The sequence below is a fragment of the Actinomadura alba genome (genome assembly GCF_014323705.1).
In the GTDB taxonomy this organism is placed as follows: Bacteria; Actinomycetota; Actinomycetes; order Streptosporangiales; family Streptosporangiaceae; genus Actinomadura_C; species Actinomadura_C alba.
Genome location: NZ_JABVEC010000041.1, coordinates 14,265 through 38,501, shown reverse-complemented (window position 1 = coordinate 38,501; position 24,237 = coordinate 14,265). Strand labels below are relative to the sequence as shown.

Below are 24,237 nucleotides of genomic sequence, written 5' to 3'. Positions count from 1 at the left end.
CCACGCTGCTGAGCCAATCGGCATCTACCCCATAAGTCTCACGAGCCGTCGGTGCGAGCGGCGTAGCGGCATTCATCGGGGCGAGCGAGGCGCAAGCGCATGACGAGCGGCCCGTCGGGAACCGGCCGTACATCGCGTAGAACCGCAGCAGCAACGCGAACCCGAGCTTGGTTGCGCCGCGCTGCGGGACTGTACGGTAATTGACAGACCCACATCTGCATCTGTTGGTCGGCGGCGAGCCTGGACAGGGTGTCGGCATGACGATCCAACGCTTGGAGAACGTCGACGCAGAGGGCGAGTTCGCCCGGCTCGACCCCATCGGGTTCCGGCCGCTGCGCGTCCGCGGCGCCCTCGTCTGATCGTCCCGCCTGGCAGGGCTGGAGCGCGTCGGCCAGCGGACTCAGCTTGCATGCGTGCGGGCGGGTTTTTCATTCGGCAGTGTGGGCGCCCCAGGACCGTGACGGCCAGAAGCAGGTCCCTGGAAATCAGCAGGTTTCCGGGTGTCGAGAATGCGGCGCTGGCTCCGTCCCAGGTACACCAGTGGCCACGACGGGCCGCGCGACAAAGAACGAAGGAGAACCACCATGACGATTCAGCGGATGGACAACGTCGGCATCGTCGTCGACGACATGGATGCCGCCATCGCTTTCTTCACCGAACTCGGCATGGAGCTGGAGGGCAAAGCGCAGGTCGAGGGCCCCTGGGTGGACCGCACCGTCGGACTCGACGGCGTCCGCTGCGACATCGCGATGATGCGGATCCCAGACGGCCACGGCCGGCTGGAGCTGGCGAAGTACCAGACCCCCGCGGCGATCAGCGCCGGGCAGCATAACCAGCCGCATAACACGCTGGGCATGCATCGCGTCATGTTCGCCGTCGACGACATCGAGGACACTCTTGCCCGCCTGCGCCCTCACGGCGCCGAACTCGTCGGTGGTGTGGCCCGGTACGAGGACAGCTACCTGCTCTGCTACGTCCGCGGCCCCGAGGGGATCTTCGTCGGGTTGGCCGAGCAGCTCGGCTAATACAACATCCCAGAGCCATCCACTGACACCATCGAATCCAACAGATGCCTCGTGATCAACGAGACGGCCAGTTCAAAGGACTATCTCTTTGATCATGAGGCACCCAGGTCAGGAGGGCCACAATGCCTCAAGGCCAACGAGACAGGACACAGGCCGGAGGGGTTTGAGCTGGTTTATGTGGATGCCGCAGGCGAGGAGACGCGGCGACCGCTGGCTGAGGCCGCGGCGATTCGGCTGGAGACACAGCGGCCTGCCGCCGAAACCCGGCCCACCGAGGGGGCACGAAATCCCACTCCACCCCGGCAGAAAGGCGCGACCCACGTGCTGGAGTCGCCCGCCGAGCAGAGCGAACCCCTTCAAGATCTTCTCAGCGCCGGCGTCCTACTCCCGAAGCTGACCCCAGCCCCAAAGTAGGGCTCGGATGGGGTGCAGCCGAAACGCGGCAGAAGAACACCGGTGGTGACCGGCTTGGGTGTCTAGGCGTTCACCAAACGGCCGTTAGACGAACGCACGGCCGCCTGCGCCGATCCACTCCGCGGTGCTCTTCCGCCGTCTTCCGGTCGTCACTCGGAGGCTAACCCTCCTCGCAGGCCGACCCTGGCGCCAGAGCACCACGGCTGATGCTGCTTCCAGCCTTCCGATGGTCAGTCGCTACTGGCCGTTCCGATCCTTCTCACGGGCCTTTTCGGTTGCTCAGGCGAAATCAGTTGGCGGGCTTGGCGAACCAGCGGGAGAGGTGGTCGTCCAGGTCCTGCTGATCGTCGCCGATCCAGGCGACGTGGCCGTCGGGGCGTAGCAGGACGCACGGAACATCCAGTTCCGCAGTGGGATCCGCGAGGTAATCGACCCGGTCTGACCAGCCGCCGACGGTCAGGCGTTCGGTGCGGTCCAGCAGCAGGCCGCGGCCGCGATGCAGCAGACCGTAGAGGTGGCCCTGTTTCACGTCGATGTCGTGCAGGCGGCGGCCGAGCAGGTCGGGGCCTTCGCCGAAGTCGTAGCGGATGCCGATCGCGGTGATCTTCTCGATCAGATAGCGGTTCACCTCGTCGAAGTCCATCAGTTCGGTGAGCAGCCTGCGCACGGCCTGCGGGCCCGGTTCGGTGGACAGCAGTTCCATCTGGGCGCGGGTGTTGTCCAGCACGTCCTCGGCGACCGGATGACGTTCGGCCTGGTAGGTGTCCAGCAGTGTTTCCGGCGCCCAGCCGCGGATCTGTGCGGCCAGTTTCCAGCCGAGGTTGAATGCGTCCTGAACGCCCAGGTTGAGGCCCTGACCGCCGGCGGGTGGATGGATGTGCGCCGCATCGCCGGCCAGTAGCACCCGCCCCAGCCGATAACGCTCGGCCAGCCGGGTGGCATCCCCGAAGCGGGACAACCAGCGCGGGGAGTGCACCCCGAAATCGGTTCCGGCGATGGTGCGCAACTGTTGTTTGAAATCCTCAAGGGTGGGCGGTTCCGCGCGGTCGCTGACTCCCGCGGCGGGGACTACGACGCTATAGACCCCTTCGCCGAAGGGCCGGAGCCAGAATCGCTGATGGGTCTCGCGGATTTCGGTCACCTTGGCGGCGATCTCCTCCTGCGGCACACCCACTTCCATCTCGCCCATCAGCGTCTCGGTCCGTGAGGGCTCGCCGGGGAAGCCGACGCCGAGCAGTTTGCGCACCGTACTGCGCCCGCCGTCACAGCCGACGAGATAGCGCGAACGCAGCTGTTCCCCGTCGGCCAGCTCGACGGTCACACCCTCGTCGTCCTGCTCGAAACCGGCCACCGCGCAACCGCGCCGGACCTGCGCACCCAGTTCGATCGCATGTTCTTCAAGCAGATGCTCGATGACCGGCTGCGGGATGCCCAGCAGATAGGCGTACGCGGAATCCAGGCCCTCGGGCGCGGGTTTGGTGATGGCGGCGAAGAAACCGCCGACCGGACGCCGTCTTCCATGCTGGAGAATGCGATCCAGCAGTCCGCGCATCGCCATCAACTCGAGACTGCGGATATGCAGACCGACTATGCGGACGAACGACACGGGCTCGGTTTCCTTCTCCACAACGAGTACCCGCACATCGTGCAGCCGCAGTTCGGCGGCCAGCATCGCACCAGTCGGCCCGCACCCCGCAATGATCACATCGAACATGAGGAGCGCGCGATCGGCGCCGGAGGCCGACGACCAGAGTCCGGGGACGTCGCCCACCGTGAAGTCACGCTCGACCCTGTCATTCGACGACGGCTCGGCGGTGAACTGCGGAGAGTGCATAGGTGTTGCCTTTCGGGAGTGCCTTGTTGGCGAGGCGCTCCCAGCGACACCTACGTCAATCGCCCGACCGTGACGGGAAGGGGGAGCACCCACATCGATACACCATTCATGGGTCTCACCTCCTCAGGCGGTGTCAAAGTCAGCCGCAAGCTACAAGCCCAAGCACCATCCCGTCCAACCCTTTCCCAGCCACGTGATCACGACTCCAGGTGAACCTGTCCAAGGGTGCCGGTGAACCGGCTGTCCGCGCTGGCTCGGTACATCAAGACCAGCGGCCCCGGCCAGGGCCTGCGCCCGCTGCGCGACCCGGACGCCTCCGACGAGGACGACGCCGAAGAGGAGTAGGCAACCGGCGGCATCCGGCAGCTGTCCCTTGTCGGCCAGGGTCACAGCGGGTCTCCGAGGGGTCCGTACTGCTCTTCCAGGTTCTTGGCCCAGTGAGCGGCGAAGTCCGGTTGTGTGCCGTCGGCATCGGTGAAGCCGTATTCCTGGTACAGGCCCCAGGTGGCCAGGGCCCGTCCGGTCTTGGCCATGATGTTGGGGTCGGCGGCCAGTGCAGCGACGGCCCGGCCGAGGTAGGCAGGGGTCTCGGAGTGGGCGAAGTTCGGGTCCTGGGCCGCGCCGTCGCGCCAGTTGGCCTCGGTGACACCGAAGTGTTCCAGCACGGCCTCCGAGCGCAGGAAGCCGGGCGTGATGGCCACGGCCGCGACGCCATGAGGCTTGAGCTCTGCCGCCTGGGCGACGGCGAGGCGGATGACCGCGGACTTCGCCAGGTCGTAGAAGAACGTGCCGCGATAGCGGGCGGTGTTGCCGTCGGTGACCTCCACGACCAGGCCGCTCTTGCGGGCGACCATGAGGGGAAGCGCGAACCGGCTGGTGATGACGTGGGTCTCCACCGCCTGCCGCAGCAGCCGTAGACCGGTGTCCAGATCCTGCTCCCACAAAGGGTGTTCCCAGTCGGTCAGCGGGTCTCCGCCCCATACGGAGTTCACCAGGATGTCGAGCTGTCCGTCCTGTTCGGCGGCGATCTTGTCGACGAGGGCCTGGACGTCGTCGGGACGGCTGTGGTCGGTCCGGGCGGGAATGCCCAGGCCGCCTGCTGCGGTGACCTTCTCAGCGGTCTGCTCGATGGTTTCCGGGCGGTCCAGGTCGGAGCGCCCGCCGGTGCTGCTACGACCGGTGACGTACACCGTCGCGCCGGCGGCGCCGAGTTCGACGGCGATACCCCGTCCGCCGCCCCGGGTACCGCCGGCGACCAGGGCCACCTTTCCGGCCAGTGGGCGTGCGTCAGTCGTCATGATTCCTCCAAGTTGTGACTCTCTCGGGGCGGAAGGTGAGGGGAGAGCACGACGTCGAGCTCTTGCCGGAGCCGCTGTTCAAGGGTGCCTTCGCGTTCGAGCGCCCAGGTCAGGCCCGCACCAGCGATGATCGCCTGTACGGTGCGGGCCAGCGCCGCGGCATCGCTTCCGGCGCGGAGCTCGCCCGTACCGGCCGCCTCCGTCAGTAGTTCCTCGATCACCCGCTTCTGGGTACGGTGAATGGCCAGCGCACGCTCGTAGAGCTGCGGATCGCCAAGGTCCATGCACAAGAACGCCAGATGATTGGCGAAGCTCTCCGGCGTGGCCATCACAGCCGCCGACTCCACCGTCAGCGCCACCAAGGTCCCGAGCGCCGAGTCGTGCGACTGCCGCACTCGCTCAGCCATCTCGCTCGCGTTCTTCTCGGACAGGTCGGCGAGTGCCAGAAGCAGACCATGCTTGGAACCGAATCGCTGTACCAGGGTTGCCGGCACCAACCCGACCTCGCGCGCCACGGCGGCCAAGGTGAGACCCGCGGGACCCACCCGGCCCATGACCTGCGCCGCTGCATGCAGGATCACCGCATCCTCGACCCCTCGGGGACGTCCCACCATTGCCACCCTCGTTAATAAATGTCCGTTCATTCATTAAATCACGCCCTTGGCGGGTTCCGGTCCCGATCACGGCCAGTCGGGGAGGGGGATCGCGCCCGACGATCTTCAAAAACCCTTCGTTTTCTGAAGATCGCTCTGCTGTCGATGTCCGAACTCCTCTGCACTAACGTCCTGCGGTTATGGGTCGATTTGCAGGGAACTTCGGATGTTCCTGCTGTCCGTACTCGTGTGCACTACGGTCAGCAGGACCTCGATCGTCGGCGGCGTTGCGTGGTCGGTCTGGTCGTGACGCTGGAGGCTCCGTCGGCGTTGTCGGTGGGGTTGTGCCTGGCGCACATGGTGACGGATAAGCGGGCTTGGCTGGAGCGGCTGGAGGTCCAGGCGACCTGGCCGATGAGCGGCAAGCCGCGCGTGATCTACGTGGACAACGCCGCCGAGTTTCACAGTGAGGCGCTGTCCGCCCCCGACTGCGGCGTCCCACTGACCGCCACGATCCCGCTCACGCTCAGCTGCCCCGGGCACGGCCGCCGCCTGGAGAACGCCGGCACCGTCGCTGTCGCGGCCGCCCTGGGACAACCCGCGCCCGACCGCGCCGCAACCGAGCCCATCCCGGCCATGGACCGGCTCACCCATCAGGGCATGACCACCGGCACGGTCACCTTGCCCCGCAGAGCGGTACACGTCGGTGTCTGGTTCCGGCTGCTGCGCACCCTGCTGGACGAGGTCAGCACGGTGAAACGATCCCGGACGGGTCGTGCGACCCCTGCAGTTCGGTTCCGGTGAGGCATCGTCGGGCCTCCGTGCCCCAGCCCATCAGGTGCCGGATTGACGAGCGATCGAACTGCAACTAGCCTTATTGCAGTTTGATCGGTGCCGCGACGGAGCGCGAAGGGGGCACAGTGGGTCTCAGTAGCAGGAGCGCGGTCGCGATTCACGCGCTCACGATGCTGGCGCGCTGGGGTGACCACTCGCTGACCTCCGCGGAGATCGCGGACAGCCTGGCGAGCAATCCGGTTCTCGTGCGGCGCATCCTCGGCAGCCTGCGGGACGCCGGCCTGGTGTGGTCCACTGAGGGGCGTGGTGGCGGCTGGTCCCTTGCCCGCGCCCCACGCGAGATCACGCTCTACGACGCGTACACCGCCGTCGAGGCGGGGCCGATCCTGTCGCGGCACGCCCATCCACCCAGCGACGCGTGCGCGGTCGGGCGCCACATGCAGGCCCTGCTCGAGGCGGAGTTCCGGGACGCCGAACGGGCCATGGAAGAACGGCTCGGCCGAACGACCATCGCCCACCTGCTCCGGCAGGTGCTGGCCAGGGAGCGTGAACTCGCGCTACAGAATCGCTAGCTGAGCAGTGGCGGAGGCAGGTCCTCCGCCGTTCTTTTGTCCTAACTGTAACTATGACAGTGGCAGTAGATGGCGCGGAGGATTACGTCGGATGACACCCACGTCGACCACAACCGAACGAACCGGCTCAGGGCTGGCCCTGTTGGCAGTGCTCATGCCGGCGATGCTCGTCACGGTCATCGCCAGCGACATGGTCAATCTCGTGCTCCCGTCGATCGGAGCGGAGTTCGGGGCTTCCGAGGCGGAGCTCGCGTGGGTCGTCACCGGCTTCCTGCTGATGTTCTCGGTCGGTATCCCCTTTTACGGCCGCATCTCCGACCGAGTGAGCCTGCGGCGACTCTTCGGTTTCGCTCTGCTGACCTACGCCGCCGGGAGCCTGATCTGCGCGCTCGCCCCGGATCTCCTCGTGCTCGTGCTCGGGCGGATCGTGATGGGGGTGGGCGCGGCCGCGATACCCGTGCTCTCGATCATTGCCGTCACCAGGTTGATGCCGCTGGACAAGCGGGGGATGGGCATCGGCGTCGTCTCCGCGGCCGCGGGTATCGGTACCGCCGCCGGACCGGCCGTTGGCGGCGGGATCGGCCAGTTCCTCGGATGGCCCGCGCTGTTCTGGCTCATGCTCGTGGCCGCGTTGGCGCTGCTTCCCGCGGTGTTGCGCGTGCTACCGGGCGAGCCCCCGGCGGGTGCGGGTCGGTTCGATCTTCCCGGCGGCATCCTCCTGGGTCTCGGCGCCGGGCTGGTTCTGTTCGGCATTACCCAGGCACAGGTCGCCGGCTTTGCCGCACCCTCGTCCTGGGTCAGCCTCGTGGTGGCGGTCGTGGCCATCGCGCTCTTCGGGCGGCGCACCGTCCGCGTCGCGCAGCCGTTCGTCCCGCCCGCGCTGTTCACCAACCGGGTCTACCGGACCGCGATCGTCGTCGCGTTCCTGGCCATGATCGTCAACCTTGGCGGCCTGGTATTCGTTCCGCTGCTGCTGGTCGACGTCAACGGTCTCGGCCCGGGGGAGGGGGCCCTGGTCATGATCCCGGCCGGGGTTGCCGTCGCCGTCCTCTCGCCGTTGATCGGGCGCCTCGCCGACCGCATTGGCACCCGACCCCTCGTGCTGACGGGCCTCGCGGCCATGGGACTGTTCACCCTGTTCCTCTCGACCTTCGCGGGAGGTACGTCGGTGATCCCCGCGGGGGTCGGGATTCTCGGGCTCAGTGTCGGCTTCATCTTCGTGATGACCCCGATCATCAGCGCCGCGGCGAGCGTGTTGCCGGCCGACCAGGTCGGCGTCGGCCTCGGGATCCTCCAAGGAGCCCAGTTTCTCGGCGCCGGCACCGGCCCGGCTCTGTTCGGCGTGCTGGTGACCGCAAGGCAGCAAAGCGGCAGCGGTTCCATCAACCCCCTGTACCCCGGTCACGAAGGCGCTGCCTTCTCCGATGCCTTCCTGGCCATGGCCGTGGTCGTCGTCCTCGCGTTGATCGTCGCTTTCCGGATGCGTCCCGCGGCAGCCCCCGCGGCCACGCCGTCCCGCGACGCGGAGAAGGTCCACCAGCTTGAGTCTTAACCATGTGAATGCCTGGGACACAGGTCGGAAAACTGCTGGTACCCCGTGATCACGGAATCACCGAGACGACCGGAGACGGCCAGGATCCGGACGTCGCTTACGTTCCTGAGTCGGTGTGAGGGAGTGTCCGGGCGGCGACTGTATTCGGAGGAGCATCGCATTGAAAACAATTGTTGTGTCAGGAGGCACCTCGGGTATCGGGGAGGCGCTCGGATATACCTACCTCGACCGGGGCGATCAAGTGATCATCATCGGTCCCGATTCGGCGAAGGGAAAGAGGTTTCTCGACGCGGCGGAGAAGGAAGGTTCCGGCGGCCGGGCCTTCTTCATACGGGCGGACCTCAGCCTCGTCAGCGAAAACCAACGCGTCAATCGGGGAAATCAAAGCAAGATTCGCGGTAGTGGACGTTCTCGTGCTGTGCGCGCGATACTTCCGTTCCTATCGCACGGTGACCTCCGAAGGGTTCGAGCACAATTTTGCGCTGTACTACCTGAGTCGGTTCCTGCTCGGATACGGCCTGGTCGACCAGATGGAGAAGGCCGACGATCCTGTCATCATGAACGTCGCTGGCCCCGGGGTGGGCGCGGGGAGCATCCAGTGGGATGACCTCGGGATGGAACACGGCTACGACGGCTGGTCGGCCATGTTCCAGGGCGGTAAGCTGAACGACCTCCTCGGGGTCTCATTCGCCGCTGAGCATCGCGGATACCGTACTCGCTATGTGCTGCTGTTCCCCGGCGGAACACGGACCGGTTTCGCGGGCGAGTTCGATGCTCCCACCGCGGCCTATGTCGCCGAAATGAAGAGGATCGCGCAGCCGGTTGAAGTGGGGATCGTCCCGATCATTGCAATTGTCGACACTCCGCCCCGTGAACCACTGAGCGCCTTTGCGGAGGGCAGACGTATCAGCCTCCTGCATCCGTCCTTTGACAAGGACGCCGCGGCGCGGTTGGACGCCCTCACTCGAGAGCTGCTGCGCAGTTCATCTCCCCGGACATCGCGCCCGCCTCTCCGTCGTCGGTCACCTTATGTGATGCCGGACTGAGGGCGGGACGTAGACGGCTCGGCTGGTCTCTGGTGGTTGGCCGCGCGGTCATCTTCGGCGACCGCGGCAAGGATGTGGAGGAACAACCGGCCTTCGGAGGACATGTGATCACTGGTTCGCTGGTGTCGCCGGTCTCGGCGCCTAGTACCAGCCGTAGTTGATGAACGCCCTCCGCCGCGCCGAGATGGACGAGGCGTTCCCCGGCCTGCTCGACGCCCTCGCCACGCCCGAGGCGCAGGGGCGTTGACTCCTCGTTCCGCCGAAAGGGGTGGGCAGCGTCCCGTACAGCCGTCCGCCATTCGCGAGGCGCGAGGCGCAGAACGCGTCCGCACCGGTGCAGGCGCTTGGCGTACGAGCAGTCTGGCTTGAGCGAGGTCCTCAACGTAGCGTCTCACTCAGCGCAGGCGGGATTCGATGGCCTCGATGATCCGTGGGCGCAGTTCCGCGGCGCGGATGACGGCGTCGACGGAGCCGACCTCGACCGCGCGCTGGATGTTGTGCACGCGGTCGAACTCCGTGGCCACCTCGCCGAGCTTCTCCGCGCGGACCGACGAGCGGAGCTCGTCGAGCTCCGCGGTCAACGCGGCGCGGTCGGCGCCGGAGGCGGCCGCGACGCGGGTCTCCAGGTCCCGCACGCGCGGGTCGGCCGCGGTGCGGGCGTTGACGTCGCCGGAGAACACCACGGCGGCGGCGGGGGCGCCGCCGAGCACCGAGGCGAACGAGCCTTCCAGCGCGAGCACGGTCATGTTCGGGTTCAGCGCCTTCGAGAACACCACGAACGCGCCGCCGTGGTACCGCGAGATCACGCAGAAGACAATGGGCCCGCGGAAGTTCACGATCGCGCGACCGATCTCCGCGCCGTACTCCAGCTGCAGCTTCCGCATCGACTCCGGCGAGCCGTCGAAGCCCGACAGGTTCGCCAGCACCACCAGCGGCCGATTGCCGCTGGCCGCGTTGATCGCCCGCGCGGCCTTCTTCGACGACCGCGGGAACAGCGTGCCCGCGGTGTAGGTGTCCGGGCCGTCGGTGGGCGGGAAGCCGCGCCGCGGCACCGCCCGCGACTCGATGCCGAGCAGGCACGCCGGCATGCCGCCGAGATGCACGTCCTGCACCGCTGCGGTCTCCGCGTCGGCCATGCCCGCCCAGCGTTCCAGCACCGGGTGGTCCTGGTCGGAGAGCGCCCGCATCACGGTCCGGATGTCGAACGGCTTCTTGCGGTCCGGGTTGGCGTCGGCGGAGAAGATCTCGCCGACGGTGGTGAAGTCGCTGCCCGCCACGGCATGCGGGAAGTTGGAGATGTCGCGGTCGACGGGGTCGGTCGTCTTTGTCCGCCGCGGCGCCTTCTCGCCGGGTGCGACGTACGTGTGGTCGTAGTACGACATCAGCACGCCCCGCGCGGCGGCCAGGTTCGGCGCCCAGTACTGCGCCTGCCCGTTCGGGCCCATCACCCGGTCGTAGCCGCCGATGCCGAAGTTGTCCTCGGCCGACACGCCACCGGAGAAGTCGAGCGACTGCTTGCCGGTGAGCACCATCGCGGAGTCCGGTGTCATCACCAGGATGCCCTTGGTGTGCATGAGCATCGTCGCCTCGGCGTTCCAGTACGGCTGCGCGCCGACGTTGATGCCCGCTACCACGATGTTGATCTCGCCGCCGTCCTGGGTGAACTCAACGATCCGCTTGAGCGCCGCGGCCACCCAGTCCATGTTCTCCGTGCCCGACTCCATGGAGATCCGGGCGCCGGCGGACAGCGCGTACCACTCCAGCGGCACCCGCATCCGCTCGGCCAGGTCCAGCGCGGCGATCACGCGGCGGCACTCCGGCTCCGACAGCGCGCCGAGCGACTTCGTCGGGTCGCCGAGCAGCACGACCCTGGTGACGCCCTGCGGGTGCCGCCGGGTCGGCGTGGTGATCACGCCCGCGACGATCGCCGCGGTGTTGCGCCCCTTCGGCCGGTCGACCGGCACCAGCGCGTGGTCGTCGTCGAGGTCGTGCTCGACGAAGTCGCCGAGCAGGCCGGTCAGCTCGTACGGGTACACCGTGCTGCGGCTGCTCGCGCGCAGCACCTTCTGCCGGTAGTCGTCGAGTGGCTCGACCGGCTCGTCCGACGGCTCGCCGACGGTCAGCTCGGTGCCGCCGGTGGCGTCGAAGGAGATGCGCACGGCGATCTTGGTCAGCTCGCCGGTCTTCCGGTCGCGCTGCCGCGCGATGAACAAGATCTCCTCCAGCCCGGCACCCGCGGTCGTCGGCAGCACACGCCCGGCGATCATCGCCAGCTCCGCGCGGGTGATGTCGCTCGGCGGCCAGACGTAGACCACGATCCGGTTGGTGCTGAAGCGTTTCTTCGACGGTCGAAGCGACTGCGCGCGGCGAATCGAGTCGAGGCAGGTGGCGATGGTGTCCTCGGCCGTCGGCAGCGCGACCAGCCTGCCATCGTGCTCGCGCAGCTCGGTCAGGTCACGCACCTGTGCGAACGCGACGAGGCGGTCGTCCGACGGGTTCTCCCGCGCCACGCACTGGAAGAGGTAGACCTCCTCGTCCGACGACGGCAGCCGGGTGAGGTCGAACTTGCTCAGCCGCTCCAGCTGCATCCGCTGCGCGATGTACGGGTGCAGGCCGCGGATCAGCCGCTCCTCGGTCATCCCGGTGGTCGACGGGCGGAACGTGAAGTGGTGGTGCATCACCGCGCCGCCGCGGCCGGCGACGGTGGCGGTGAGTCTGCGGACCTGGTTCGGCAGCGGGTGCGCGCTGACGACCTGGTGCAGCGCGGCCGCCATCGCGTCGGAGTCCTCCGGCTGCTTCTCCCAGGCGAGATAGATGTCGGCGTCGATTGCGTCCTCGCCGCTCGCCAGCTCCGCGAGCCCGCGCAGCGCGCTGCCCAGCGCTTCGAAGCTCACCGCGGAGGAGACCACGCACGAGCCCGCGCGCTCGGCGACCACGAACGTGCAGCCCGCGGCCTCGCCGGGAGGTCGGTCGGGGTTGCGTTGGTCGGGGGTAAGCACAGTGCGGACGCCGGTGAGACCCTTGTTGCCGTAGTACCGCCGGGTCAGCACTTCCAGCATGATCGCGTTGTCCAGGTCGTCGCGGACAAGCCGCTGGCCGAGCAGCCGCACCAGCGGCTCGGTGCTGCGCACCATCTCGGCCATGCGCTCGCCGCGGTCGGGCGCGTCCGGGTGCGCGTCCAGGTGGCGCAGGTGCTTGCGGACGTCGGCGTAGACGCGGGCGCGGTTGCGGCGCAGCAGCGGCTGGCCGAACCAGGCGAACACCACGCCGCGCGCGAGGTCGGAGACCACGGGGAAGCGGACCTGCGTCGCGGCCACCAGCCGCTCCAGCGCGAGACCGGCGGGCTCGCGCAGCGTCTCGTCCGGCGGCGGCTCCCGCAGCCACTCGCGCATCAACGTCGTGACGACCGTGGCGTCGGTGGACGCGCGTTGCTGGGCAAGGAAGATCCGGAACACCGCGGCTTCGAGCTCGGGGGAGCGCTCCAGCTCGGTGACGCCGTAGTGCCCGAGCGCCTTGGCGAGCTTGGCCTGGAACGCCTCCGGCAGCCCGGCCCGCTCGACGTCGAGGCTCTGCAGGTAGGTGTGGAAGTACTCGCGGGCGCTGTAAACGTGGCCGTCACCGCCGCCGCCCTCGCCCACCGGCCGGTTGCGGCTCAGTTCGGCGAGGTCGGCGAACACGTCGACGAGTTCGAGCTCCGCGGCCACCGGCCGGTGGCCCTCCTCGATGGCCGCCCGGCGCGCGGCGAGGTAGTCGTCGAGCACCCGGCGTTCGTCGTGCGGGTCGACGTCGAAGCCCAGCAGCAGGCTGCGCAGGTCCTCCTGGCCGCGCGTGGTGCGCTCCCGCGCCGGGATCTTCCCGGAAACGGCGGGCAGGTCCAGCTCGACGGACTCGGCGGCCGAGGTGTCCTCGGCTTCGGCGTCGTCGTCGGCCAGCGGCTCCAGCCGCAGCAGCGGCGCACCGGTCTCCACCTGGCTGCCCACGGACACGACGCATTCCTTCAGCCGCGCCTTGAAGGGCGCCCGCAGCACCGTCTCCATCTTCATGCTCTCCAGCACCAGCACCGGCGCGCCCGCCTCGACCTCGGCACCGACCTCCAGCGGCGTGGCGACGACCAGCGCGGGCGCGGGCGAACGGACGACGCCGCCCTCGTCGCGGCTGACCCGGTGCGTCACGCCGTCCACCTCGACCAGGTGGATCGGCCCGTGCGTGCCGGTGAGCAGGCGGTACCGGGTGCCGTTGACGACGATCCGCCCGGTGTGCCGGTCGAAGCGGTCGAGCTCGACGTCGGCGGTGCGGACGTCGTCACCCGCTTCGACGCCGACGCGGAACCGATGCGCGCCGACCCGCGCGACGCGCACGCGGTAGCCGACGCCACGCAGCTTGAGGTCCAGCGGTCGGCCGCTCTCGTGCTGCACCTGCGGGCGTCCGCCGAACGCCGTCGACAGCAGCCGCTGCCGCTCGACGCGTTCCTCCTCCTCGTACGCCTCGGTGGCGGCGGCCGCCAGCGCGACGGCGGAGTGCCGGTGCGAGACGAGCCTGCCCTCGCCGCGGACGCGATCGATCCAGCCGGTGTCCGCGCTGGCGTCGATCACCTCGGGCTGGTCGAGCAGGTCGAGTACGAAGCTCTTGTTCGTCGCGCCACCCTCGATGATCACCGTGGTCTGCGCCATCGCCCGGCGCAGCCTGCCGAGCGCCTCGTCGCGGTCGTGGCCGTAGGCGATGATCTTTGCGATCATCGAGTCGAAGTCGGCGGGGATGGTGTCGCCCTCGCTGACGCCGGTGTCCACGCGGATGCCCGGCCCGGCGGGCAGGCTCAGCCGCACGATGCGGCCCGGGGAGGGCGCAAAGTCGCGGTCGGGGTCTTCGGCGTTCAGCCGGGCCTCGACGGCGTGCCCGCGCTCCACCGGCGGCTCGCCTTCGAGCCTGCCGCCGGATGCCACCCGCAGCTGCGCCTTGACCAGGTCGAACCCGGTGGTGGACTCGGTGATCGGGTGCTCGACCTGCAGGCGGGTGTTGACCTCCAGGAACGCGAACAGCTTGTCGCCGGGGTGGTAGAGGAACTCGACGGTCGCCGCGCCGCGGTAACCGACCGCGACGGCCAGCCGTTCGGCCGACGCCTTGAGCTCGGCTGTCTGCACAGGGCTGAGCACCGGCGACGCCGACTCCTCGATCACCTTCTGGTTGCGCCGCTGCACCGAGCAGTCGCGGACGCCGAGCGCCCACGCGGTGCCCTCGCCGTCAGCGATCACCTGCACCTCAACGTGGCGGGCACCGGTGACCAGGCGCTCCAGGAACACGATGCCGCTGCCGAACGCTCGCGCGGCCTCCTGGCTGGTGCGCTCGTAGGCATCCGCCAGTTCGGCATCGCTCGTGATCACGCGGATGCCGCGCCCGCCGCCGCCCGCGGTCGCCTTCAGCATCAGTGGGTAGCCGATGTCGGCCGCCGCCGCCAGGGCGGCGTCCAGGGTCTCGACCGCACCGCGGCTCCACGGCGCGACCGGCACGCCGACCTCCTCGGCGATCAGCTTCGCGCCGATCTTGTCGCCGAGCTTGCGCATGGCCTCCGCGCTCGGACCGACGAAGGTGACTCCGACCTTCTCGCACAGCTCCGCGAACGCCGGGTCCTCTGCGACGAAGCCCCAGCCGACCCACGCGGCGTCGGCTCTGGTCTCCACCAGCGCGCGCTCCAGCGCCTTCAGGTCGAGGTACGGGCGCTCGGACGCGGGACCGAGATCGTAGGACAGGTCCGCTTCGCGGACGAAGGTGGCCGTGCGGTCGACGTCGGTGTGCAGGGCGACGGTCTCGATCCGCGTTCCGGTCTCCGCGGCGATGTCCCGTACGGCGTGGATGAGCCGCATAGCGGCCTCACCACGGTTGACGATGGCGACACGACTGAACACCCGACCGAGCCCTCCTGTAGACCAACGATGTGCGCGCCGCGACGCGGCGGCCCCCTGGCAGTGTTCACCTTTCCGTCTATCGGCTGGCAGCGCCATGTCGCTGACAGCGCACGCTACGCGGCCCCAGTTGTGGGAAACGACCAAAAGCCGTCGGTTTCGGCCCGACTTCGAGGAGTCCAACAACGTCGGCTTCGACGTCGTCGGGTACCAAGTACTCAGCGGCCATCTCGATATCGGGCACGTGAGCGTGCGACCGGTCAGTGGACGAAGAGAGTGCTGGCGAGGGCGACATGGACGGCGGTGCCGCCGAGGATGGACAGCAGGACGTTGCGCCGCCACAGGTGCACGGCCACGGTGAAGGCGAGCGCCAGCGCGGTCGGCCATGCCCGATCGGGCACGTGCGGATTGAAGCTACGCAGGGTGTAGACGGCGAGAATGACCATCACGCCGACCGGCATCGCGGTGTTGAGGTAGGCGACCAGCGGGCTGGACCGCAGGGGCGCGAGGGCGGCGAAGGGGAGGGCGCGCAGAGCCCAGGTGACCGCGACGGCGGTGGCCACCGCGGCGATCAGGTAGCCGGTGTCAGGCATGAGCACGCTCCCTCCGTGTCCAGGCGTAGCGGGTCAGCAGGCCGGCGGTGAAGATGGCGAAGGCGGCCGGCAGCATCTGGCCGGGGAAGGCGAACCGGCCGACCAGCGCGCACGCAAGGGCCAGGAGGGGGATGGGGATGTCGCGGCGGGCGCGGAAGGCGTCGATGGCCAGGACGGTGAACAGGGCGGTCACCGCGAAGTCCAGGCCGGTGATCTGAGCGGGGATGACCGAGCCGAGCAGGGCGCCGGTCGTCGCCCCGCCGGCCCAGTAGAGGTGGATGAACCCCTGGAGCCACAGGACGCGACGGCTGGAGAAGGACTGGGCGGCCTCGCCGGTGGTGACCGCGTACGCCTCGTCGGACAGGGCGAAGGTGCTGTACCCCTTGCCGAGGCGTCCTCGTACGCGGTGCAGGGGAAAGGACAGGGCGTAGAAGACGTGCCGGAAGTTGACCAGGAACGCCGTCACGGCGACCGAGGCGAGCGGCGCGGCCGCCAGGACCAGGCCGAGGAAGAGGAACTCCAGGGAGCCGGCGTAGATGAAGCCGGAGAAGACGCTCGCCCACCACCAGTGCAGGCCTGAGTGAACGACCAGGACGCCGAAGGCTACGCCCATCGGGAACGCGCCCAGGCCCACGGAGCCGGAGTCCTTCAGTGCTCGCATCAGGTCGGATCGCAGCCCACGGCGAGGCGTCAGGGCAGTTGGGGGAGAGTCGGTACGCTCGGCCGGAGGCGTTGCCATGGGGGCAATTCTAGGAAGAATTGCGGCTTATATGGTTTCGAAATATGACCCTAGGATCATCTCATGGGTAATGAACGTGAACTCGATCAGCTTGATCGCGAAATCTTGTTTCACCTTCAGCGGGACGGTCGGCTGACCAACGTCGAACTGGCCAAGCGGGTCGGACTGACGCCCCCGCCGTGCCTGCGGCGGGTGAAGCGGCTGGAGGAGGCCGGGATCATCAGCGGCTACCGGGCCCGCATCAACCCCGAGGCGGTCGGCTGGGGGCTGGAGGTCATGGTCTCCATCGAGGTCTCCGTCAGCGACCTGAAGACCCTGGAGGGGCTGGAGACCACGATCGCCGCCTACGAGGAAGTCGTCGAGTTCCGCCGCGTGTTCGGCACCCCCGACTACTACCTGCGCGTCCTCGTCGCCGACTACGCCGCCTACGAAGCCTTCCAGACCAACAAGATCATCGGTATCCCCGGTGTCGCACGCGTGATCTCCCAGCCCACCATGAAGAAGATCAAGGTCACCGACTGACGTCCCCGGCCGGTTCGTGACGCTGCCGACCTGCGCGACTGGCCAGATGGCCAACAGTGCGGAAGCGGTCTGCTGAGATCACGACCCGTCGTCTATAGTCATGAATATGGCTACTCATGCTCATGAGTAGCATGTGACGGCGTTCGTGGACAGGGACACGGAGGAGGAGATCCGATGGCGTTGCGCCACGCCGTACTGGCGGCGCTGCTCGACGAGGAGCTGAGCGGGTACCAGCTGGCCAAGGTGTTCGACCTGGGTGTGGCGAACTTCTGGCACGCCCAGCCACAGCAGCTGTACGCCGAGCTGACCCGGCTGGAGCGGGACGGGCTGGTCGCAGGCCGGGAGGTGGTCCAGGACACCCGGCCCAACAAGCGCGTGTTCCGGGTCACCGGCGCCGGCCTGGCCGAGCTGGAGCGCTTCACGGCGCTTGCCGCCAAGCCCTCGTTCATCCGCGACGACCTGGCCGTCAAGGTCCAGGCCGCAGACCATGTCGACACCGAGACGCTGATCGCGCAACTGACCGAGCGCTCCGCCTTCGCGCAGGCCAAGATCGACCTGTTCGGCAGGCTGCTGCACACGATGCGGGGCGACCGCACCGAAGAGGAGTTCCTGCGCCACGGCGAGCGCATCGGCCCCTACCTGACATGCCTGCGCGGTCTCGCCTTCGAGCAAGGCAACCGCGACTGGTGCGAGCGCACGGCCGCCGTCCTGCGGGAGAGGCAAGGCGCCCATGCACGGCACTGACCCGCGCTACCTGCGCTATGTCGCCCTGGGCGACAGCCAGACCGAGGGCCTCGGTGACGGCGACGACATCGTCGGCCTCCGAGGCTGGGCCGACCGACTCGCCGAACACCTCGCGCAGCACAGCCCCGATCTGCAATACGCCAACCTGGCCGTACGAGGACGCCTGGCCGGGCAGGTCCACGCCGAGCAGCTGGCCCCCGCCCTCGCACTGCGCCCCGACCTGGCCACCGTGGTCGCCGGGGTCAACGACCTGCTGCGGCCGCGGTTCGACGCCGACGAGGTCGCCGGCCACCTGGAGGCGATGTTCGCCGCACTCACCGCCCAGGGCGCCCGCGTCGCCACGGTCACCTTCCCGGACGTGGCGCGGATCACGCCCCTCGCCCGCCCGCTCACCTCCCGCGTCACCGCCCTCAACGACCGCATCCGCCACGCGGCCCGCCGCCATGGGGTCACCGTCGCCGAGACCGGCCACCACCCGGTGGTCACCGATGCCCGCCTGTGGACCCTGGATCGGCTTCATGCCGGCCCGCTCGGTCACCAGCGGATCGCCGCCGCCATCGCCCACGCCCTTGCCCTGCCCGATAGCGACGACTCCTGGACGCACCCCCTGCCTCCGGAAACCTCCTCGCCCGGCGGATGGCGTGCCGTCCCCGGTGAACTGCGCTGGGTCGCCGCCTTCCTCGGCCCATGGCTGGGCAGACGCCTGCGCGGCCGTTCGTCCGGAGACGGCCGCACGGCCAAACGCCCGCGCCTCCTCCCCGTACAGGCACTGGCCGACACTGGACCGCGAGGATCTACTGGGCCGGATGACTGATCTAGGGTCGATCGCCGCTAGCGAGGCGGCCTGGGCGGAGTTACCGCCACCCACCGCGCCGATGTGTGTGACGGGTGTGCCCACGGATCAGGGCGCGGGCTTGCTTCACTAGCCCGTGAGTGACCGAACCACCGGGGTGGACATCAGTCTGATTCCAGGTGCTGGGCGATGCGTTCGATGGCGGTGAGGTCGCCTGGGGTGAGTCGGTCGATGAAGTGGCGACGTACCGAGGTGAGGTGGGCCGGTGCCGCAGTGTGCAGTGTGGCCAGGCCGTCGTCGGTGAGCACGAGCAAGCAGCCCCGGCCGTCGGCCGCATCGGGTGCGCGCCGCAGCAAGCCGCGCGCCTCCATTCGCGTGGCGTGCCGGGACAGTCGACTGCGTGACCAGCCCATCTTCATCGCTTGCTCGCCCAGGCTGCTGGTGTGGCCGGGGCGCTCGGAGAGCGTGCTGAGGACCTCGTAATCGGCTTCGGAGAGTCCGATCGCGGCCAGATCGTGCGCCGTACCGGTCTGAACGGCGACCATGATCCGCCGGAACGCGCGCCAGGCCCGCTCCTCGTCCGCGTCCAGCCAGCGCATCGCACCCGTTGAGGTGCCCGGCGATTTCGTTGACATGTAATCAATCTACCACTTACACTTCGTTTCCATGTCAACGAAATCATTGCGTGTCATGGTGCTCACGTGCAGCACCCGACCCGGCGCCCTGGGCCCCCAGATCCAACGGTGGCTGACCGGGGCCGTGCGGCAACGCGCTGCCGAGCTCGGCGCCGAGCTGGTACCGGTCGACCTCACCGAGCTGAACCTGCCGTTCCTGGACGAAGAGGAGCACCCGTCCTCGGGCGTCTACCGGCACGAGCACACCAGGCGGTGGAGCGCGATCGTCGATGCGGCGGACGGCTTCGTCGCCGTCACCCCCGAGTACAACTACGGAATGCCGGCGAGCCTGAAGAACGCGCTGGATTACCTCAGCCGCGAATGGGCGTGGAAGCCGATCGGGTTCGTCAGCTACGGCAACACCTCGGCAGGCACCCGGTCGGTCCAGCATGCCAAGCAGGTCGTGACCACGCTGCGCCTGGTGCCGGTGAGCGCCACAGTCGCCATCCGCATCTCCGAGGCCCTGCAGAACGGGCGCCTGCGGCCCGACGCGGCGCGCGACGACGCGGCCATAGGGCTGCTGGAGGAACTCACCCGTGTCGCCAATGCCCTGCGCCCCATGCGCGAACGTCAGCATGCAGACTCCAAGCCCGGCCCGCTGCCGGGCTCCTACCTGCGACCCCTGTCTCCCGAGGACGCACCCGAAGTCACCGTGCTGCAGCGGTGCTGCTGGATGGATGAGGCCATCGCCAACGACACCATCACCCTGGCGCCTCTGCACGAGACCGTCGACGAAGTACGCGACTGGCTGACGGCCTGGCACGCCACCGGCCTGTGGCTGGACGGCCGGCTGCTGGGCATGGTCAGGGTCCGCGCCGACGGAACCGACTGGCACCTGGGTCGGCTCGCCATCGTGCCCGACCTGCGAGGCCAGGGACTGGGCCGGTGGCTGCTGCGCACTGCGCAAACCGCCGCACCCGACCGCGCGCGCATCGTGCTATCCACCGGCGCGAAGAGCTTGGACAACATCGCCTTCTACCGCAGGGAGGGTTTCGAGGTGACCGCACAGACCACCGACACGATCACCCTCGTCAAAGAAACAGCACCCGCCACCAAACGCCACTGACCGAGTGGTTGCTGCTCAAGCCCCGTCACTTGGCCACTACAACGGTGCTCGGTACTCCCGTGGCGACCTTGGATACCGTCAAGGTCATGCGGCTTCATGTGGGATGCGCGATGTGGACTCACGCGCCATGGCGGGGGCGCTTCCTGCCTCATCCACTCCCTGCCGGGGAGCGTCTGCGGTCCTATGCGACCTGGTGCAACGCTGTGGAGGGCAACACGACGTTCTACGCGACACCGGCGAGGAGCACAGTGGAGTCGTGGGCGCGGCAGACCGCCCCTGACTTTCGCTTCGTGGTCAAACTGCCCAAGTCGATCACGCACGAGCGCCGCCTCACCGGCATCGATCAGGAGCTCCGATCGTTCCTGGAGACGATGGAGCCACTCGGGCCACGGGCCCACGCCCTCTGGGTCCAACTGCCAGGGTCATTCGCCCCGGCCGATCTCGGCACCCTTGCGGGGTTTCTTCGCCTGCTTCCCCGCTCGCACAAGTACGCCGTCGAAGTCCGCCACCGCGCGTTCTTCGATGACGCGCGGTCGGAACGGCTGCTCGAAAGGGTGCTTGCCGACGCCGATGCCGAGTGGGTTCCGTTCGACACCACCGCCTTCTTCGAGAGTCCTCCGACCAGCGATGCCGAGCGGGATGCGTGGACGAAGAAACCACGGCTGCCACGCCGGACCGTCGCTCTCACCGACCGTCCGATGGTCCGCTACCTCGGCCGGGACTCCACGGCGCGGACGATCGAGGGCTGGCAGCAGTGGATCGGCACGGTCACCGACTGGCTGCGCGAAGGCCGCTCGCCGACGGTGTTCATCCATACCCCCGACAACGCCGATGCGCTGACGCTCGCCCGTCGTTTTCATGACGACGTGCGCGCCCGGCTACCCGAACTCGAGCCGCTGCCCGAGCCCATGCCGACCGAGCCGCTGACGCTCTTCTGACCGCCGATCCTCCCGTTGTACTTCGGGACGGCCGGTCGCACGCCGGCGTACCGATTCTGGTGGAGCTGTCCGCTCTTGCCGTGAAAGACCTTGCGGGCTAGGGCGTGGCGGCCTTCATGTCGCCGCGACGGTTGACACTGACGCAGCGTCAACGTCTCAGGATGTTGGCATGACCACGAAAACCAGTGCGATCGAGGTCGCCGGACTGCGCAAGTCGTACGGCGACCACGAGGTGATCGCCGGAGTCGACCTGACCGTCCCCGAAGGCACCGTCTACGCCCTGCTCGGGCCCAACGGGGCCGGCAAGACCACCGTAGTCCGGATCCTGTCCACGTTGCTCCCTGCGGACGCCGGTGAAGCTCGGGTCGCCGGGTACAACGTACGCCGCGAGGCCGACCAGGTGCGCGCGTCGATCGGAGTGACCGGACAGTTCTCCGCCGTGGACGAGTTGCTGACCGGGCGGGAGAATCTACGGCTGATGGCCGACCTCGGCCACCTTGACCGGCGCCGCGCGAAGACCGTGGTCGAGCAACTGCTGGAGCGGTTCGACCTGGTCGATGCCGCCGACCGGCGCGCGGCGGCGTACTCCGGCGGCATGAAGCGGCGGCTGGACCTGGCGATGACCCTGGTGGCCGGGCCGCGGATGATCTTCCTCGACGAGCCGACCACCGGCCTCGACCCGCGCAGCCGCCGTGACCTGTGGGGGATCGTGCGGGAGCTGGTGGCCGGCGGGGTCACCGTCTTCCTCACCACCCAGTACCTCGAGGAGGCCGACCAGCTCGCCGACCGGATCGGCGTGCTCGACGGGGGCCGGCTGGTCGCCGAGGGCACCGCGGCCGAGCTGAAGCGGCTGGTCCCCGGCGGTCACATCGAGCTCCAGGTCGCCGACAGCGAGCGGGTGGCCGAGCTTGCGCGCCGGTTGCCCGAAGCGATCCCGAACGCCGAGACACTCACCGTGACCCTGCCGCACGACGGCAGCCTCACCGCGCTGCGACGGCTGCTGGACGGGATCGACGACGACGGCGCGGTCACCGGGCTCGCCGTGCACACCCCGGACCTGGATGACGTGTTCCTGGCCCTCACCGGCCACCCCACCACCGACGAGCATCCCCAGGGGGTGCCGGCATGAGCACCACGACGTACGCCTTCCGCGACTCGGCGACCATGCTGCGCCGCAACCTGAAGCACATGGCCCGATACCCGTCGCAGACGCTGATGCTGATCGGCCTGCCGCTGCTGTTCCTGCTGCTGTTCGTCTACGTCCTCGGCGGCACCCTGGGTGCCGGTCTGCCGGGAGCCCCGGCGGGGGACCGCGGCGACTACCTGACGTTCATCACTCCCGGGATCTTGATGATGACGGTGGCAAGCGTGTCCATCGGCACCGCGGTCTCGGTCGCCACCGACATGACCAACGGGATCATCGACCGGTTCCGGACCATGGCCATCGCGAAGGTCTCGGTGCTGACCGGCCACGTGCTCGGCGCGATGATCCAGACCGCGCTCGCGCTCGCGGTGGTCTTCGGGGTGGCGTTCCTGCTCGGTCTGGAGACCGCCGCCTCGGCGATGCAGTGGTTCGGCCTGGTCGGCCTGCTCGCGCTGCTGTCGTTCGCGATGACCTGGTTCACCGTGGGGCTGGGGCTGGCCAGCCCGAACCCGGAGACCGCGAGCAACTGGCCGATGATCTTCGTGCTGCTGCCGTTCGTGGGCAGCGGGTTCGTGCCGGTGGAGTCGATGCCCACCGGGCTGCGGTGGTTCGCCGAGCACCAGCCGTTCACGCCGATCATGGACGCCTTCCGCGGTCTGCTGGCCGGATCGCCGGGGGGTTCGGACGCGCTCTGGGCCATCGGCTGGTGTGTGGTGATCGGATTGGTCGGCTACCTCTGGTCGCGGCGTCTCTACCGGACCCGCGCCGCGAACTAGGAGACTGGTCCGATGCTGACTATCGGCGAGCTGGCGTCGTACGCCGGAGTGACGGTGCGCGCGGTGAGGCACTATCACGCCAAGGGGCTGCTGCCGGAGCCGGAGCGGGACCACTCCGGCTACCGGAGGTACGACGCCGCCGCCGTGATCGAGCTGATCAAGGTCCGGACCCTCGCCGAGGCCGGGGTCCCGCTGGCGCGGGTACGGGAGCTGCTACAGGCCGACGAAGAGGAGTTCGCCACGGCGGTCGCGGACATCGACAAGCGGCTGCGGGCGGAGATCCGGCAGCGGCAGCGGAACCGGGAGCGGATGGCCCGGCTCGCCGCCGGGGACAACCTGGCGCTGCCACCGGAGGTGGTCGAGTTTCTCGACCGACTGCGGGCGCTCGGGGTCGACGAGCGGATCGTCGAGGTCGAGCGCGACGGCTGGATCCTGCTGGCCGCGCACTCGCCCGAGCTGGCCTCGGAGTGGATGGCGCTCAAGCGGGAGCAGATCGCCGACCCGGAGCTCATCGACTTCTATCTCACTTTGGGCCAGGCTCTCGACTGGACCGCCGACGACCCACGGCTGGTCGAGTTGGCCGACAGGCTGGCCGCCTACATCACCCGGATGGCCGACGAGCGAGGCGAGGACTACGTCGACGACGACATCGAGCCACCGTTCGTCGAGCTCGGGGACACGCTGGTGTTCGACGCCGCGCCGCCGGCCCGTCGACTGATCGAGCTGCTGGAGAAGCGGGGCTGGACCGGCTGGACCAAGCTCGAGCGCGTGGACCCGACACGGGTGCGGCAGGAAGACACCGCGGTGCAGCGTTCCCGGCGTTATCGGTGACGGCGGGCGCGCCGCGACCCGGCGCGCTCCCGCGGCGTCAACGTGCCCGTAGATCCGCCTGGGCGGCGGTACGCGAACGCGTGACGGCGCCGGGGCCGTACGCCGTCATCGGGGTTGTCGGCTCCGAGCGGGTGGATGGCGGATCCCGACGTTGACGACCGTTCAGGCTAGGAGATCTCGACCCGCATCCTGTACCAGTCGAAAGTACGATCGGCAGCGGCGTGAACCTCGGCAGTGACCTGGCCGGACCCCGATCCGTGGAGCTCACCCGCAGGTACGTCCGGGCCTTCGTTGACCTGCACCTGCGCAGGACGCCAACCACTGCTGGAACGGCCGTCGGCCCGCTACCCCGAGGTCGACTTCTGCGCACCGGAAACGAACGTCTGCGAGT

The 24,237-nt window shown here is 68.7% G+C and carries 20 protein-coding genes and 1 pseudogene; 14 read left to right on the top strand and 7 right to left on the bottom strand.

Annotated features, from left to right (window positions below; genetic code table 11):
- Positions 1-599: 599 nt before the first annotated feature.
- The gene (locus HKK74_RS33780; protein ID WP_222723084.1) at positions 600-1,025 is read left to right on the top strand and encodes a VOC family protein; all 426 of its coding nucleotides are present in this window, start codon (positions 600-602) and stop codon (positions 1,023-1,025) included.
- Between the two features lie 703 nt (positions 1,026-1,728).
- On the opposite strand, the gene rox is transcribed toward HKK74_RS33780, so the two are convergent.
- The 3 genes from rox to HKK74_RS33765 form a co-directional block, all read right to left on the bottom strand.
- Positions 1,729-3,153, bottom strand: coding sequence for a rifampin monooxygenase (gene rox / locus HKK74_RS33775; RefSeq protein WP_222723083.1), 1,425 nt, complete (start codon positions 3,151-3,153; stop codon positions 1,729-1,731).
- 506 nt (positions 3,154-3,659) lie between these two features.
- Entirely contained in the window at positions 3,660-4,571 is a 912-nt protein-coding gene (locus tag HKK74_RS33770; RefSeq protein WP_187247470.1) for an SDR family oxidoreductase, read from the bottom strand.
- On the bottom strand, positions 4,568-5,185 hold the full coding sequence (locus HKK74_RS33765) for a TetR/AcrR family transcriptional regulator (RefSeq protein ID WP_281398149.1): 618 nt from the start codon (positions 5,183-5,185) through the stop codon (positions 4,568-4,570). Before HKK74_RS33765 ends, HKK74_RS33770 begins: the two co-directional genes overlap by 4 nt.
- A gap of 228 nt (positions 5,186-5,413) precedes the next feature.
- Between HKK74_RS33765 and HKK74_RS42160 the strand changes: the two genes are divergently transcribed.
- The 5 genes and pseudogenes from HKK74_RS42160 to HKK74_RS39420 all read left to right on the top strand — a co-directional run bounded on the left by HKK74_RS42160 (position 5,414) and on the right by HKK74_RS39420 (position 9,129).
- On the top strand, positions 5,414-5,968 hold the full coding sequence (locus HKK74_RS42160; RefSeq protein ID WP_246492254.1) for a TnsB C-terminal domain-containing protein: 555 nt from the start codon (positions 5,414-5,416) through the stop codon (positions 5,966-5,968).
- Positions 5,969-6,084: 116 nt separating this feature from the next.
- Positions 6,085-6,531 carry an RrF2 family transcriptional regulator gene (locus HKK74_RS33755; protein ID WP_187247468.1) on the top strand — a complete coding sequence of 149 codons (447 nt, stop codon included), beginning with the start codon at positions 6,085-6,087 and terminating at the stop codon, positions 6,529-6,531.
- Positions 6,532-6,694: 163 nt separating this feature from the next.
- Positions 6,695-8,083: an MFS transporter gene (locus HKK74_RS33750; protein ID WP_222723074.1), complete on the top strand. Its 1,389-nt coding sequence runs from the start codon at positions 6,695-6,697 to the stop codon at positions 8,081-8,083.
- A gap of 115 nt (positions 8,084-8,198) precedes the next feature.
- Positions 8,199-8,393: pseudogene (locus HKK74_RS42060) on the top strand (hypothetical protein); the annotation flags it as partial.
- 91 nt (positions 8,394-8,484) lie between these two features.
- Positions 8,485-9,129, top strand: a complete 645-nt coding sequence (locus HKK74_RS39420) for a Rossmann-fold NAD(P)-binding domain-containing protein (RefSeq protein ID WP_246492253.1) — start codon at positions 8,485-8,487, stop codon at positions 9,127-9,129.
- A gap of 395 nt (positions 9,130-9,524) precedes the next feature.
- On the opposite strand, the gene HKK74_RS33740 is transcribed toward HKK74_RS39420, so the two are convergent.
- The 3 genes from HKK74_RS33740 to HKK74_RS33730 all read right to left on the bottom strand — a co-directional run bounded on the left by HKK74_RS33740 (position 9,525) and on the right by HKK74_RS33730 (position 16,358).
- Entirely contained in the window at positions 9,525-15,029 is a 5,505-nt protein-coding gene (locus HKK74_RS33740; RefSeq protein ID WP_187247467.1) for an ATP-binding protein, read from the bottom strand.
- Between the two features lie 257 nt (positions 15,030-15,286).
- On the bottom strand, positions 15,287-15,619 hold the full coding sequence (locus HKK74_RS33735; protein ID WP_187247466.1) for a branched-chain amino acid transport AzlD family protein: 333 nt from the start codon (positions 15,617-15,619) through the stop codon (positions 15,287-15,289).
- Entirely contained in the window at positions 15,612-16,358 is a 747-nt protein-coding gene (locus HKK74_RS33730; RefSeq protein ID WP_187247465.1) for an AzlC family ABC transporter permease, read from the bottom strand. The genes HKK74_RS33735 and HKK74_RS33730 overlap by 8 nt, the downstream gene beginning before the upstream one ends.
- A gap of 63 nt (positions 16,359-16,421) precedes the next feature.
- Between HKK74_RS33730 and HKK74_RS33725 the strand changes: the two genes are divergently transcribed.
- The 3 genes from HKK74_RS33725 (at position 16,422) to HKK74_RS33715 (ending at position 18,438) form a co-directional block, all read left to right on the top strand.
- A complete protein-coding gene (locus HKK74_RS33725; protein ID WP_187247464.1) occupies positions 16,422-16,880 on the top strand; it encodes an Lrp/AsnC family transcriptional regulator in 459 nt (152 codons plus the stop codon).
- Positions 16,881-17,054: 174 nt separating this feature from the next.
- Positions 17,055-17,624 carry a PadR family transcriptional regulator gene (locus HKK74_RS33720; RefSeq protein ID WP_187247463.1) on the top strand — a complete coding sequence of 190 codons (570 nt, stop codon included), beginning with the start codon at positions 17,055-17,057 and terminating at the stop codon, positions 17,622-17,624.
- Positions 17,611-18,438 carry an SGNH/GDSL hydrolase family protein gene (locus HKK74_RS33715; protein WP_187247462.1) on the top strand — a complete coding sequence of 276 codons (828 nt, stop codon included), beginning with the start codon at positions 17,611-17,613 and terminating at the stop codon, positions 18,436-18,438. The genes HKK74_RS33720 and HKK74_RS33715 overlap by 14 nt, the downstream gene beginning before the upstream one ends.
- A 143-nt stretch (positions 18,439-18,581) precedes the next feature.
- Here the strand turns inward: HKK74_RS33715 and HKK74_RS33710 are convergent, their stop codons facing one another.
- On the bottom strand, positions 18,582-19,052 hold the full coding sequence (locus tag HKK74_RS33710) for a MarR family winged helix-turn-helix transcriptional regulator (protein WP_187247461.1): 471 nt from the start codon (positions 19,050-19,052) through the stop codon (positions 18,582-18,584).
- Between the two features lie 31 nt (positions 19,053-19,083).
- Here HKK74_RS33710 and HKK74_RS33705 point away from each other — a divergent pair, with 31 nt between their 5' ends.
- From HKK74_RS33705 to HKK74_RS33685, 5 genes are all read left to right on the top strand, one after another.
- Positions 19,084-20,157: a GNAT family N-acetyltransferase gene (locus HKK74_RS33705; protein WP_187247460.1), complete on the top strand. Its 1,074-nt coding sequence runs from the start codon at positions 19,084-19,086 to the stop codon at positions 20,155-20,157.
- Between the two features lie 86 nt (positions 20,158-20,243).
- On the top strand, positions 20,244-21,095 hold the full coding sequence (locus HKK74_RS33700) for a DUF72 domain-containing protein (protein WP_187247459.1): 852 nt from the start codon (positions 20,244-20,246) through the stop codon (positions 21,093-21,095).
- Between the two features lie 169 nt (positions 21,096-21,264).
- On the top strand, positions 21,265-22,224 hold the full coding sequence (locus HKK74_RS33695; RefSeq protein ID WP_187247458.1) for an efflux ABC transporter ATPase subunit, DrrA-related: 960 nt from the start codon (positions 21,265-21,267) through the stop codon (positions 22,222-22,224).
- Positions 22,221-23,015 (top strand): ABC transporter permease, encoded by a 795-nt coding sequence (locus HKK74_RS33690; RefSeq protein ID WP_187247457.1) that lies wholly within the window; start codon positions 22,221-22,223, stop codon positions 23,013-23,015. The genes HKK74_RS33695 and HKK74_RS33690 overlap by 4 nt, the downstream gene beginning before the upstream one ends.
- A 12-nt stretch (positions 23,016-23,027) precedes the next feature.
- Positions 23,028-23,846, top strand: coding sequence for a MerR family transcriptional regulator (locus HKK74_RS33685; protein WP_187247456.1), 819 nt, complete (start codon positions 23,028-23,030; stop codon positions 23,844-23,846).
- The last annotated feature ends 391 nt before the right edge of the window (positions 23,847-24,237 follow it).